Below are 13,436 nucleotides of genomic sequence, written 5' to 3' on the forward strand. Positions count from 1 at the left end.
TTACAACTTCTCGAACCGCACGGCGTCGGCAATCGTAAAGCCGGCGTCGGTGCACAGCAGCTGCACATAGTTGCTCGTGCCCGCCGCGAGCGCATACGTGCCGATCTCGACCCAGGTGCCGCCACTCGACTGCTGATTCACCGTCTTGCTCGTGTCCGTGCCGCCGTTGTACTGAACATGAATCGGCGCGGCATCGGGACGATTGGAGCTGGCGCCCCATCGCATATAGATCTTGTAGTTGCCCGCGACCGGAATGTTCGGCGTCCAGCGCGCGTACTTGGTGCTGGCATCGGCAGCCGTCGTGCCGTCAGAAAGATAGTGACGGCCCCAATAGCCCGATGCGGAAGACGCGGTGTTCCAACCTGTGCCGGCAAGAGTGAAGCCGGTGTCGGTGTTGTCGATGACGATGTCGTTGGTCAGCACCTCGATGCGATCGATGGCCGGCGTGGCCGACATCGACGTCGTGAACAGCCGAACATTGTTGTCGCCGCTGTTCAACGTCAAATTCACCGTCTGCCAGCTGAACGTATCGGCGCCGCCAGTCGATGCGAACGACACCGACGTGGCCGTGCCACCATTCACGCTCAGGCTCAACGACTGGTTGCTGGTCGCGGCGTAATGGATCTTCAGTTGATACGTGCCCGGCCCGACGACCCGAATCTTCTGAAAAGTAAGGTCGCTGCTCGGTGCGATGCCCGACACCTTGCCTTGCCACGAGCCATTGGTGCTCGACGCCCGCGCCGCGCTGCCGGTGAGCGTATTGGCCCAGGACTCGGCCTCGTAGCTGTTCGGCCAGGCCTCGGCGACGTAGAACGCCTTCATCGCGCCACCGACATTGGCTTGCCAGGCGCGCATGTCATTGCGGAGTTGCGTGGTGGTGCGAGTGCCGTCGCGCAAGCTGGCGATGAAGCCGTCGAACTGATCGAACGCCCAGTCCTCGATGGCGAACGTATATTTCTGCACGCCGCCTTCGCCGTAGTAACCATCGCGGCCGGCGAGGGCGACCGTGTCGATGGAATGATCGATATTCCGACCATCGCTGTAATCGACGGCGTCATCGTTCGTGTAGGAATAGACGAGGTGGCGCTTGGCGTTGATCGCGTCGTGCAGATCGGCATAAGCCGCCGGCACCTCGGCCGCGTACGGAAACAGCGGCACGAACAAGCCCACGGTCGGTTCACCCAGCGACACCCAGCTGGCCGCGAGCTTGCCATCGTACGGATCGCTGCCTTTCGCACCGATGGTGACCGCGCCGAACGTCGACGCGAAACGATTCAAGTGATAGCCGGTGGGTTTATCGCCTGCCGCATACGGCAGCTCGCCGATGTTCTTCGACAACGTCTCGATCGTGTTCACCGTGCCGAGCGCGCCCGAGCCGACGTTCTTGTGAATGAAGAAGCGATAGTCCTTCAGCGGCGAGTCGTCCATGCGAATGCCGGCGCGATTGTGGCGCATGACGGCGCTGGTCGAGTCCTCCCAGTCGTGCACGCCGTCGGGCGTCGAGCCGGAGTTCTGCACGCTGTCTTCGCCGGTGACCGGGTCGGTCACCACTGCCGTGATTTGCTCGTCGATGAAATACGGAAAGCCGTTGGCCTTGGTCCAGTCCACCTTGGCGAAGTTGTTGCGCCAGTCGAAGCCGTTGTAAGCGCCGTTCGCAGGATTGCTGGCGTCTTTGTCGTCATTGTGCGCGGCTGAGTAATTGCCGCTGCCATCGGGCGCGTAGGTCGTGGTGATGTTGTCGCGAGTGAAGCTGTCGCCGTCGATTTCGAATACGGCGGCGTTGCCGTAACGATCGGTGACAGAAATCATCGTCGACGTAGTGCGCGCGGTGCTGCCGAAGAACCCGCCGCCATTGTTGGTATCGCGCAGGAGCTGTTCGACTTCATCGACATGTTCGCAGCGGGACAGCACGATGTGATTCAAATAGCCGCCGGACATGCCGTACACCAGATCCTGCGAGACGCTGTAGCCATGAGTGCTGGCGAAGTCCGAGGTGAGGGTGTGGCCGGCGACCTGCATGAGCGCCAGGCCGCGATCGTTCACGCCAGACCACGGCACTTGCTGTTGTGACACCGTGTCGATGCCGGACTCGCCTTCGGCGGTGTAGCCCACATAGTTGAAGCGCGACGTGTAGGTGTCGCCGCTGCCGAACGAGGAGTTGTCGGCGGTGTAGTAATAAGCAAACACTTTCCAACCGTCCGGCGTGCTCCAGTGATCGCGGTTTTTCCACATCACGGGGCGGCCATCGACAGTGCTGGTGCCGGTGGCGACGGCCATCGAGGAGGATTGAGCAGGAGCGGCGGCATACAGCGCGAGCGCGATGCCGAGCGTCAGAGAATGTAAACGGGAATGGAACGGGCGAGGCTCGAGCGAGTACGAATCCATGGCACAGGGTCCTTTCGTAACGACGAACGGGAGCGTTCGCCACTACGACGTTCGAAAGGCTCGAACGTGCCACCCGCGCTGAGGCGCGGATCGCTTAGCCGGCGTCGATGGTGATGGCGTCGTCGGTGCGAATGACGCGGACGGGTAGGATATCTGGCAGGCGATCCACAAACTGATCGATCTGTTCGACGCGCAAGCCGGCGGTGACTCGCAACTTGCCGGCCTCCGCGGAGCTCAACGTGACATTGGGCCGATAGCGCGACAGATCCGCAACGACGTCCGCGAGTGTCGCGCCGTCATAAACCAAACGACCTTCGCGCCACGCGGCCACTTCGCTGCCGTCCACCTGAGTCACTGCGGTCATCGCGCCATCCGGCATCACGTCGATGCGTTGCCCGCGCGTGAGGGCAGAGGATCGATTGTTGACCGCGACGACGCCTTCATCGACGGCCACGCGAACGTGGCTGTTTCCGACGCGCACATCAAAACGTGTGCCGACGACTCGAACAGCGGTGCCCGGCGCGGCAACGAAGAACGGTCGAGCCGCATTCTTGGCGACATCGAAATACGCTTCGCCGCGTTCGAGCTCCACTCGACGCTCGCTGTCAGTGAAGCTCACGATGACGCGCGAGCGTGCGCCCAGCGTGACGGTGCTGCCATCCGAAAGTTGGATCGCACGCACTTCGCCCAGTTGGGTTTGATATTCCTGGGTTTGCACGACCGCGACGGTCGTGACGGGCTGTTGGATCGGCTGCGGTTGCGTGAGGAACAAGGCGAGCGCGAGACCGGCAACCGTCGCGGCCGCGGCCAGCGGCAGCAGTCGACGCGTTGCTTTCACCGCTGTGCGCCGAGCGGGGCGCGGCGGCACGGGCTCCAATTCCTTGAGCTGATTCAGCGTCGAGATATCCCGCCACAGCAGATGCAAGCCATCGTAAGCCCGCTGATGCCGCGGATCGGCGCGCAGCCAGGCGGCGAAACGAGCACGATCGGCTTCGCTGGCGTCGCCCGAGTGCATCAGTGCCAGCCATTCGCGGCACTCGCCCTTGATTCTTTTGACGTCGCCGCTCATTCGTAGGCTTCCAATGCCGCTTCGATGGTTTCCAGCGCCCGCACGATCTGGCGGCGCACGTCGGATTTCGACGAGCCGATGCGCTCGGCGATCTCGCTGTAGGAAAGATCGTGCAGGCGGTTGAGCAGCAGCGCCTGTCGTTGCCGCTTCGGCAGATTCTCAATCGCCTTCGACAGGGCTGCCGCGCGTTCCTGCGCCAGCGCGATGCGCTCCGGCGAGAACTCGTCGACGGTGTGGGCGCCTTCATCCTGCGAGACGCTGAGCGAATGTCGATTCGCGTGCTTGAGATGACGCGTGATGTCCAGTGCGATGTTGCGCGCGGTGGTATACAAGAACGCGCGCGGGTTCTCGACCGCTTGTTCATCGTCGATGGACAGATAGCGCGCGAACGCTGATTGAGCAACGTCTTGCGGATCGGGCGGGCCGGCGCCGAACGTGGCGCGGATGTGACGGCACAAATCGTTCCAATAGCGCTCGTACAGCTGCTTCAGCCGTGCGCTTTCATTGGGATCGTCGATGCTGTCGAGGGAAACGCCGGCCACTGCTGGTCCTAACCGAGTGCGATGACGCTTGCGCGCGAAAGTACGTGGGCCGCCTGTGCCGGTCAAGAGAGGGTTGGCACGATTGGCGGACTCAAACGTCTCATGCTTGGTTACAACAAAAGACGGGGAGTCGGCGCGCTTTACACAAGCGGTCTAAGTGCACCGCGCGCCATGCATTCATGATCCGACGCAGTATTCGTTCCTTCCTGCCAAAGCTCACATCGACCGTCGCGGTGGCCGCGTTGATTCTTGGCGCCGCCAATGGCGTTGCCGCCGAAGCCGCGCGCAATTTCGATATTCGCACGCCAGAGTTGTCGCGCGCCTTGCTGGCATTCTCTCAACAATCCGATTTGGTGGTCGTGGCCGCGGCGGATCTGGTCGCCAATCTTCCGGCGCCGACGGTGACGGGACGAATGACGCCGGAAGAGGCGATCGAACGTTTGTTGCGCGGCTCGGGTCTGCAATATGTTCAGGACAAGGATGGAACCATACGCATAACCCGCGCCGAGGTCGCGGCGGCGGGGGAGTCCGCAAGCCGAAGTGAGATGCAGAGCGCGGCGGTGGAAGAGATCGTCGTCACCGGTTCTCACATTCAGGGTCCGGTGGCTGCGGGAATTCTGCCTGTCACGATACGTTCCAGCGAAGATATTGCTGCTGTCGGCGTGCTCACTGCCGATCAGTTGATCGCTTCGATGCCGCAAGCCGGCGGCCAGAATTTCAACAACGAGCAACAAGGGCCGAATCAGGCGCGCGGGGATGTCTCTTCAGCAAATCTCCGAGGCTTGGGATCGGGCAATACACTCGTGCTCCTGAACGGTCGGCGCATGGTGATGCACCCGACGACGCAGCAGGAAGATGGTGTGCCGGTGCAGATCGTCAACGTCAACACGATTGCGCCGTCCGCTGTGTCGCGATTGGAGTTGTTGCGCGATGGCGCTGCGGCCATCTATGGCGCGGATGCCACAGCCGGCGTGCTCAACTATGTGCTCGATGACGACTACGAAGGACTGCAGGTCGGTGCGCGCTATGGATTTTCCGAAGGCACGGACTTCGATGAGTCGTCCTTCGATGTGAAGTCCGGCTTCTCGTTCAACGAGGGACGCAGTCACGTCACCTTGTTCGGCTCGTATATGCACCGCGCGCAGATGATGGCGAGTGAGCGCGATTATGCCGGGACCAACAATCGCAGCGGCTTCGTCTCGTCGCAGTACGCGTCGAGCTTCAACGATGCTTCGACGATCGCGCCCTGGTTGCGCGGCCGCGTTGCGACGCCCGTCACGGGGTTCGGCGCTTCGTTCACCCAATTTCATATTCAACCGTGCGGCTTGAGCGGATCGGATGCAGCTGTGCCGGGAACGCCGGACGCATGTATCGACGGCGGCTCGTCGACGTTGGATGCGTCGTTGCGCACGGACGAAGGCTCGATGTCGACCATGACGCCGGAGTCGAATCGTTTCAACATCATGAGCACACTGAAGCACGAGTTCGACTCGGGCCTCGAAGCGTTCGGCGAGTTGATGTACTACGGCGCGGATTCGACGGCGGTGCGCGGCGGTTCCACCGATCTCACTTCGGCGCCGCTGACTGTAGCGGCGAACAATCCATACAACCCGTTCGGTTCCGGTCCCGGCCGTCTGGCGGGCTACACGGGCCCGGCGCAGGTGGTGCAGATCGCGGGCATCCGCGTGTTCGATGCGGGCAATCGACGCATCGAAGTCGAGTCGAACGCGTGGCGCGTGCTCAGCGGATTGCGCGGTGACATCGGCCGATGGAATTGGGAAACGGCCGCGTTGTATTCGCGAGCGAACACCGAAGACGTCGAGTACAACCGTGTCAGCAACACGGCGCTGCAAGCGGCGTTGAACAGTTCGGATCCCGCGACCGCATACAACCCCTTCAATGGTGGCGATCCTGCGAATCCCGCGGTTGGCGATTCGACGTGGAATCCCTCCAGCGTGACCGATCCGTTGCGCATCAACGTGACGCGCGATAGCACGGCGACGCTGACCTTGGCTGATGCGAAGATCTCCAGTCCTGAGGCCTTCACCCTTCTCGGCCGCGATATCGGATTGGCCGCCGGCCTCGAGTGGCGTCGCGAGACCTACGACGACGACCGCGATCCGCGCATCGATGGCACGATCAACTTCGTGTCGACCAGCGGCCTGGTTACTAGCGACGTGATGGGCACGAGCCCGACGCCGGATACGGAAGGTTCGCGCAATGTCACCTCCGCGTACGTCGAGTGGCAGGTGCCGCTGGTGCTGCCTGAGCAGGAAATCCCGCTGATGCAGGCGCTCAACACCCAGATCGCCGCGCGTTACGAGCGCTTCTCGGATATCGAGGACGATGTGTTGAAGCCCAAGGTGGCGATTGCCTGGGAAGTGACGGATTGGCTGCAGCTGCGGGCCGGTTATGCGGAAGGCTTCCGTGCGCCGAATCTGGAGCAGATCAATGCGACTGAGATTCGCCGTGTCGAAGAGAATCTCACCGATCTGTATCTGTGCGCGCTGAATCAAGGTGCCACGTCGATTGCGGCTGTGAACCAGAGCGCGTGCGGTGCCTTTCGCTACAACGTCGAAGATATTCGTCGCGGCGGCGACAAGCTGAAGCCCGAGGACAGCGAGACCGTCAGCTACGGCTTTGCGTTGGAACCGATCGATCGACTCACCTTGACCGTCGACTTCTGGCGCATCGAGCAGACGGGGCTCGTCGGTGTGTTCTCGGCCATCGATCATTTGAATCTGGATGCCGTGCGCCGCCTCGAGCAGGGCAGCAGCGATCCGGCGCTGGAGCGCAATGCCCAAGGTCAGCCGGTGCGGATCTTCAACGAGTTCTTGAATCTGAACTCGCGGGTGGTGCGTGGTATCGACGTGAGCGTGAGCTACGACTTCGACACGCCGATTGGCGATTTCCACACCCTTCTCGACTGGTCGCGACTGACGGACTTCGATGTGTCGCCGTCCACGGAAAGCTCCGAGTTGCTGGCTGCCGGTTTGCCGGCGACGGCGGGCGGCTCGTTGCTGGAGCGTGATGACAATCCGCGCAATCGTGCGTCGGCGACCTTGAGTTGGAAGCGTGGCGATGTGGGGGCGACGTTGTTCGCTCGCTATGTCGGCGAGGTCAAGGACTCGACGGCGCTGGATTATCCGGTCGACGATTGGTTGATCTTCAACGTTTCCGGCAGCTACACGATGCGCTCGGGCTGGCTGGACGCGACGACGGTGCGGCTCGGTGTCAACAACGTGCTGAACGAAGATCCGCCGCTCGCCGACGAGCCGTTTGGATACTACGCGACCTTGCACGATAACCGCGGTCGCTACTGGTACCTGCAGTTCACCAAGTCGTTCGAATGAGCCTGGGCGAGATGAAGCTGTTGCGCGGCGCGTGGCTGGCGTGCGGGCTGTTGTGCGCGGTTGAGGCGATTGCGTCTTCGGCGAATGTTTGCTCGACGCCGGTTCGCGAGGGCGAGGCGGCCCAGCGGGCTGTCGATGGATCTTCGTACAACATTCGTTACGACAGCATCGATCATCCTGTCATCGGTCGCGAAGGCATGGTGGTCACGCAGAACGACCTGGCATCGGCCATCGGTGCTCAGGTACTGCGCGATGGCGGCAACGCCGTCGACAGCGCCGTTGCCGTCGGCTTCGCGCTGGCGGTGACGTTGCCGAGGGCCGGCAATCTCGGTGGCAGCGGGTTCATGCTCCTGCACCTCGCGGCAGAGAAACGCACGATTGCGTTGGAGTACTACTCGCAGGCGCCGGCGAGTCTTCGTGTCGAGCAATTGCGTAAGCCGGACGGCACGGTGGACGAAGAGAAGCGTTACAGCCGCCTCGGTGCCGGCATTCCGGGCACGGTCGCCGGGATGTGGTACGTCCATCAGAAGTATGGAACGTTGCCGTGGAAGCGCGTGATGCAGCCGGCGATCGAGTTGGCGGCGAAAGGCATCGTCGTCAGCGAAGACTTCGCCTATGCGCTCGATGTTCGGCGTGATCGCCTGAGTCGCGACCCTGCGGCCGCGAAGGCTTTGTACAAGGCGAATGGCGAGTCGTATCTCGCCGGCGAACGCTTCGTGCAGAAGGATCTGGCGTGGTCGCTACGCGAGATCTCGAAGGGCGGTGCCGATGCGTTCTATCGCGGCAGCGTGGCCCGCAAGATCGTCGCGGATATGCAGGCGAACGGTGGTGCGATCACGATGGACGATCTCGCGCGCTATGAGCTTCGCGAGCAGGAGCCGATCTGGAGCGACTATCGTGGCCATCGAATGGCACTGATGCCACCGCCGGCTTCCGGCGTGCTGCTCGCGGAGTTGCTCAACATCGTCGAAAACTTTCCGATGAAGGAGCTGGGCTCGAACAGTGTGGCGAGCATTCACGTGATCGCCGAGGCGTCGAAGCGCGTGTTTGCGGATCGCGGTGTGTATTTCGGCGGTTACCCGGACTATCAGGTGCCGGTTTCCGGACTGATCAGCAAGACCTATGCGAAGTCATTGGCGCAGACCATCGACCTTACGAAGGCGAGTGACGTGGCGACGCTGAAGGCCGGCGATCCGATGAAGTCCGAGAGCCGGGATACGACGCACTACTCGATCATGGACAGCGCAGGCAATGCGGTCAGCAACACATACACGCTGGGATCGTCGTTCGGCGCGCATGTCATGGTCGCGGGCACGGGCATTCTGCTCAACGATCACATCTATAACTTCGCCCTCCACGGCGGGCCAGTGATTCCACACAGCCTGGACACGAGCGCTGCCAATGCACTGGCGCCCGGCAAGCGCTCAACTTCCGCGATTACGCCCGTGATCGTGTTCCAAGGCGACCGGCCGTACCTGGTGAGTGGATCGCCGGACGGGGCGCGGATCATTCCCGCGATGGCGCAGTTGATCGTCAACGTAGTCGACCACGGTTTGAACGTTGCCGAAGCGACCGGCCGGCCGCGCGTGTTTCAGAACATGACGTCAGGTGAGCTGGAGCTCGAGCCCGGTCATCCAGTGGATGTCGTGCGGCTGCTGCAGGAACGCGGCCACAAAGTGAAGTCCGTGGGCAACATGGGCAGCACACAGTCCGTCATGTGCACGAACGGCCGCTTCTTTGGCGGCGCCGATACTCGGCGTCCGGATGCCGCGGCGATTGGGGTCAACTAGGAGTAGATATCTTTCTTGCCGATCTCGAGCACGGCCATTCGCTTGTGCAGGTATGGCCGACCGATGCCGAGCTCCACCGCCGCCTGACTCACGTTCCCTTTGTGCTTGCGAAGCACGCCGATGATGTACGCGCGCTCGGTTCTATCGCGAAACTCGCGTAGCGCCGAGCCGCTGTTCGTGGCGGTAACCTCAGTTGCCAGCAGCTCTTCCGGCAGGTTGACCACGGTGACACGCTCACCGCTCATGATGAGCATGCGTTCCAGAACGTTCTGGAGCTCACGGACATTGCCCGGCCACGGATAACGTTTGAGCTCCCACAGCACGTCCTCGTCGATCTCTTTTTCTTTGAGGTTGTTCTTCTCGCACAGGCGTTGCGCGATGAAGCGCACGAGCAACGGTATGTCTTCGACTCGTTCCCGCAAGCTCGGCACGCGTAGCGGGACCACGTTCAGCCGGTAGTAAAGATCTTCACGGAAGGCGCCGAGGGCGACGGCTTTCTTCAGATCCTTGTGAGTTCCCGATAACACGCGCACGTCGACTTTGATACTGCGCTCGGCGCCCACTTTCTGGATCTCGCCGCTCTGGAGCACGCGCAGGATCTTGGCTTGCGCGGGCAGAGCCAGGTCTGCGATCTCGTCGAGGAAGATGGTGCCGCTGTGGGCGACTTCGAACAACCCGCGCCTGGTGCCGGACGCGCCGGTGAAAGCGCCGCGCTCATGTCCGAACAGCTCGCTTTCGATCAGGCTTTCTGGAATCGCGGAACAATTGACCTTCACGAACGGTGCCGCGCATCGCGCACTGTGAGTGTGAATGGAGTTTGCGACGAGCTCCTTGCCTGTGCCGCTTTCGCCCGTGATCAACACGTTGGCGCTCGTCTCCGCGACGCGCAGTGCATCGGTCACGAGCTTGCGGATGGCGGGCGAGTCGCCGACGATCTGCGGCGCCGGGCTGCGTGCCTCGACAGCTCGCAGGCGTCTCTGCAAGGCGGTGTATTCCAGGCATCGACGGACGCTGACTGCCAGCTTCTCCGCGGTAAAGGGCTTTTCCAGAAAATCGAAACCGCCGAGTTTCACGGCCTGTGCCGCTTCGGTGAGCGTGGCGTTACCGGAGATGAAAATCACCGGTGTGTGGATGCCATCGGTCTGCACCTTCTTGTAGAACGTGAGCCCGTCGATGTCGCCGAGCCGGATGTCGATCAGCATCAGATCGACGATGCGCTCCTGCAGGATGCGCATGGCAGCGGCGGCATCGTGCGCCGCCAGCACTTCATAGCCCTCCGGTTCCAGCGCGATCTCGATCGAGCGCCGGATGTTTTTCTCGTCATCGAGCACGAGTACGGTGGGCTTGTTGGAGGGCGCAACGGTCATGTGACATTCGGTAGCAAGATGACGAAGCAGGGACGGCCCGTGGAGTCGCGATAAGAAACATCGCCGCCGTGCTCGATGACGATCTTTTTGACGATCGCCAGGCCCAATCCCATATTGTTGTTGCCGGTCTTGCTCGACACATAAGGGTCGAAAATGCGCGGCGCAAGGTCCTCGGGCACCGCAACGCCGTCGTTCGCAACACAGATCTGGATTTGTTTCGCGTCCGAGGTCAGGGCGATATCGAAGCGGACTCGTCGACCTGGATTCGCTTCGATGCCATTGCGGACGATATTCGACAGCACCTGACGCAGGAGAGTGACATCCACCCGCGCCCGCGCATTCCTCGCATCCGAGTGGAAGCTGATTTCCGCGCCTTCCGTGGTTGCGGTCATTGCTTCGATGTGAGCTGCAAGAACGTCGGTGACGTTTCGTTCCACGGCTTCGACTCGCGGCAGCCTGGCGAATTCTCCAAAGCGATTCACCGTATTCTTCAGATGGTCCAGCTCCTCGCGAATCATCTTCTGAGTCTGATCGAGCTGTTCCCTGAACTCAGGGGCTCCTTTCTGCAGATAGGAGCGCGATAACGAGCTCACCAGCACTTCGATCGGCGTGAGTGGATTCTTGATTTCATGTGCCAGCATGCGCGCCAGCTCCTGCCACGACGACATTTCCTGCAGATAGCGAACCTTTTCGCGCTGGCCGATCAGCTCTTCGTAGGTGAGCCGGTAGCGCCGGGCGATGCGGCTGCTCAACAAGCTCGCTGCCACCACCGCGAGCAGAATGGCAGCGATGAATCCCGCGCCGAAGTAGATCTTGATCGAGTCTTCGATGCTGCGTCGGATCAGCCGAGGGTTGTCGTAAACGTGCCTGAGGCTCTGCAGCTCCTCGAACTGGGCGCGATAGGTGTCACGATTGTCCGCGTCCAGCTTGCCGAGCGCACGCAGGTTCTCGGATGCTTGGTCCAGAACCTGCACCACCTGCGGATTGAACCCGAGGTTCAGGCTCGTGCGCAGGCTGCGATCGAGCAGATAAGACGCGGCGATGAGCGGCGCCGAGCTCATGATCAGAATCGTCAGGAACAACGGCACGCGGACGTCAGTGGCTTTCATCGGCAAGCTCCTCGAGCCGGAACGGCCGTGAGACCGAGGTCTCGCGCCAGACCGCGGCCACCTCGGCGCCTTTCGAGTACTGCTCGAAGATCTTGTTGAAGATCGCCACGGCCAGATCGCCGTTGCGGCCACCCGCGTCGCCCGGCCCCACATTGTTTTGCGCCACCCATTTTCGGATCATTTCCATACGCTCGCGATCGACAGGGTTCAACAGGATGTCCGCCGTGAGGGTCAGTGCGTGCCCACGCCCGAGTCCATTGCTTGCAAACAGTCGCGGCAGCGGCAATCGTCGCAGAAACGTCTGCATCTGTTCCATGTTCGGGACAATTCGGGCTTCCGTTTGCACGCCATCGAGCGTCACCGTGGTATTGAAGTGCTCGTCCCACAGATCGTAGCGGACGGCGATTTCCACCGCTCGCGTGCTCACGATCTCAGTGCCGCGGGCCAGCGTCACGCGGATCAGGATGCGGTTCGTGAGACCGCTCGTCAGATCCTTGCGAAGCGTGTCCGGGTAAGCGGGTGCTTCGATGGTCAGACCGAGCTGCCCATTCTGAACGGCGGGTGTCAGCTCCGCCGCGCACGCGTTCGCTGCGTATAGGAAGGCCGCGATAATCGCGAGATAGCGCGCGATCATCGGTTCACATCCCGGCTGCCGAGAACATACAGGTCGATCAAGCCGAACGATGCTGTCTCGACCCGAATACCCAGCTTGAGACCGAATTCCTGGATCGGCCGGCCGCCGGAGTCGAATCCCGCGCCGTTGTAACCTGTTTCGACGTACCAGCGGCCCCGCTTGATGTTGTCGCTCGGGGCGAGCGGGCGCGCATAGGAGGCTGCCAGGAACTGGCTTTCGCTGAAGGTCTCGCGATATTCGGGGCTCGGATCGCCGGCCAGCTTGAACGAGGCGAAGCCATCGCCGACGGCCCAGGTCTTGCGGAACTGCAGATGAAACTCGTCGTTGCGTTCGGCGGCGTCCAGGCCCCAGCCGCCGCCGATGTGAAAGCTCGAGCCGCGCGTCGGGAAGTAGAGATCGTCCTCCGAGTTCCAGCCATACAACACGTCGACCACGTGCTTGTTGCGCTCCTCGTGGAACTCGAACGTGCCGTCGTTCTGCCAGCTGCCGCTCTGGATATCGGCGCGGGGACGATAGCCGTACCCGACGATGAGATATGAGAAGTCCCACAGGCGGCGGCCCAGCGTCACGCCGAAGCGCAGCACGTTGGCCTCGCCGTAATTGCCATAGCGGGTGCCGACGTTCGAGTCGACATAGAGCACGCCGGCGGTGGCGAAGTAACGCTTCGAGCCGAACAAATGCGGATCGGCGTAGCGCAACGATGCGGAGTACAGCTTCTCGGACGGGCCGTTGAGCGGCGAGACCGAGATCATCGACAGGTCCGCGAGCTTACCGGCGCCGAACAGATTCTGGTGCGACAGCCGGCCGGAGGCGACGGATCGGAACGCGCCGAGCCGATGCGAGGCGCCGAGCAGCCATTCGCTGACGATCGGGTCGGCTTCCGTGACTTCGACGACGACGATGGCTTTGCCGCGTTCCGAGCCTTTCTCGAGATAGATGCTGACGGATTGAAATGTCCGCAGCGTCGACAACCTCAGTTGCGCGTTCCGCAGCTCGACTTCATCGAGCGGATCGCCGCGCCCTAGATACACGTGGCCTAGGATGAATTCGCAGGACGTGGCTGCATTTCCCCGGCAGCGTAGATCCTCGACGACGAGGTCGTCCGCCGCTCTGGCAAGCGACGTGAGCAGTGCGAACAGCACGATAGCTGCGAGCGCTTTGATTGCAGGCCTGTTCAAGTGAAGCTC

At 61.9% G+C, this 13,436-nt stretch carries 9 protein-coding genes; 2 read left to right on the forward strand and 7 right to left on the reverse strand.

Features of this window, described 5'->3' with window-relative positions; all coding sequences use genetic code 11:
• The 3 genes from ACFPN2_RS18635 to ACFPN2_RS18645 form a co-directional block, all read right to left on the reverse strand.
• On the reverse strand, positions 1–2,385 hold the full coding sequence (locus tag ACFPN2_RS18635; RefSeq protein WP_380599175.1) for a golvesin C-terminal-like domain-containing protein: 2,385 nt from the start codon (positions 2,383–2,385) through the stop codon (positions 1–3).
• 94 nt (positions 2,386–2,479) lie between these two features.
• Positions 2,480–3,454, reverse strand: a complete 975-nt coding sequence (locus ACFPN2_RS18640; protein ID WP_380599177.1) for a FecR family protein — start codon at positions 3,452–3,454, stop codon at positions 2,480–2,482.
• Positions 3,451–3,996: an RNA polymerase sigma factor gene (locus ACFPN2_RS18645; RefSeq protein ID WP_380599179.1), complete on the reverse strand. Its 546-nt coding sequence runs from the start codon at positions 3,994–3,996 to the stop codon at positions 3,451–3,453. Before ACFPN2_RS18645 ends, ACFPN2_RS18640 begins: the two co-directional genes overlap by 4 nt.
• Before the next feature lie 179 nt (positions 3,997–4,175).
• On the opposite strand from ACFPN2_RS18645, the gene ACFPN2_RS18650 reads away from it, so the two are divergent.
• Together ACFPN2_RS18650 and ggt are read left to right on the forward strand one after the other, a co-directional pair.
• On the forward strand, positions 4,176–7,349 hold the full coding sequence (locus ACFPN2_RS18650) for a TonB-dependent receptor (RefSeq protein ID WP_380599181.1): 3,174 nt from the start codon (positions 4,176–4,178) through the stop codon (positions 7,347–7,349).
• Positions 7,346–9,139, forward strand: coding sequence for a gamma-glutamyltransferase (gene ggt, locus ACFPN2_RS18655; RefSeq protein WP_380599183.1), 1,794 nt, complete (start codon positions 7,346–7,348; stop codon positions 9,137–9,139). The genes ACFPN2_RS18650 and ggt overlap by 4 nt, the downstream gene beginning before the upstream one ends.
• Here ggt and ACFPN2_RS18660 read toward each other — a convergent pair.
• From ACFPN2_RS18660 to ACFPN2_RS18675, 4 genes are read right to left on the reverse strand one after another with little or no spacing between them, the layout of a single operon-like run.
• Complete coding sequence (locus ACFPN2_RS18660) at positions 9,136–10,506, reverse strand: sigma-54-dependent transcriptional regulator (protein ID WP_380599185.1); 1,371 nt, start codon at positions 10,504–10,506, stop codon at positions 9,136–9,138. The genes ggt and ACFPN2_RS18660 overlap by 4 nt on opposite strands.
• Positions 10,503–11,615: a sensor histidine kinase gene (locus ACFPN2_RS18665; protein ID WP_380599187.1), complete on the reverse strand. Its 1,113-nt coding sequence runs from the start codon at positions 11,613–11,615 to the stop codon at positions 10,503–10,505. Before ACFPN2_RS18665 ends, ACFPN2_RS18660 begins: the two co-directional genes overlap by 4 nt.
• Positions 11,602–12,249: a hypothetical protein gene (locus ACFPN2_RS18670; protein WP_380599189.1), complete on the reverse strand. Its 648-nt coding sequence runs from the start codon at positions 12,247–12,249 to the stop codon at positions 11,602–11,604. The genes ACFPN2_RS18665 and ACFPN2_RS18670 overlap by 14 nt, the downstream gene beginning before the upstream one ends.
• Positions 12,246–13,427: a BamA/TamA family outer membrane protein gene (locus ACFPN2_RS18675; protein ID WP_380599191.1), complete on the reverse strand. Its 1,182-nt coding sequence runs from the start codon at positions 13,425–13,427 to the stop codon at positions 12,246–12,248. The genes ACFPN2_RS18670 and ACFPN2_RS18675 overlap by 4 nt, the downstream gene beginning before the upstream one ends.
• Positions 13,428–13,436 lie beyond the last annotated feature (9 nt).

Source organism: Steroidobacter flavus (assembly GCF_042651805.1).
Taxonomy (GTDB): Bacteria; Pseudomonadota; Gammaproteobacteria; order Steroidobacterales; family Steroidobacteraceae; genus Steroidobacter; species Steroidobacter flavus.

Bases quoted from the DNA above. Each gene is read 5' to 3' on its own strand.
- ACFPN2_RS18665 (WP_380599187.1), bottom strand. From the start codon at position 11,615: ATGAAAGCCACTGACGTCCGCGTGCCGTTGTTCCTGACGATTCTGATC.
- ACFPN2_RS18635 (WP_380599175.1), bottom strand. From the start codon at position 2,385: ATGGATTCGTACTCGCTCGAGCCTCGCCCGTTCCATTCCCGTTTACAT.
- ACFPN2_RS18660 (WP_380599185.1), bottom strand. From the start codon at position 10,506: ATGACCGTTGCGCCCTCCAACAAGCCCACCGTACTCGTGCTCGATGAC.
- ACFPN2_RS18670 (WP_380599189.1), bottom strand. From the start codon at position 12,249: ATGATCGCGCGCTATCTCGCGATTATCGCGGCCTTCCTATACGCAGCG.
- ACFPN2_RS18650 (WP_380599181.1), top strand. From the start codon at position 4,176: ATGATCCGACGCAGTATTCGTTCCTTCCTGCCAAAGCTCACATCGACC.
- ACFPN2_RS18640 (WP_380599177.1), bottom strand. From the start codon at position 3,454: ATGAGCGGCGACGTCAAAAGAATCAAGGGCGAGTGCCGCGAATGGCTG.
- ggt (WP_380599183.1), top strand. From the start codon at position 7,346: ATGAGCCTGGGCGAGATGAAGCTGTTGCGCGGCGCGTGGCTGGCGTGC.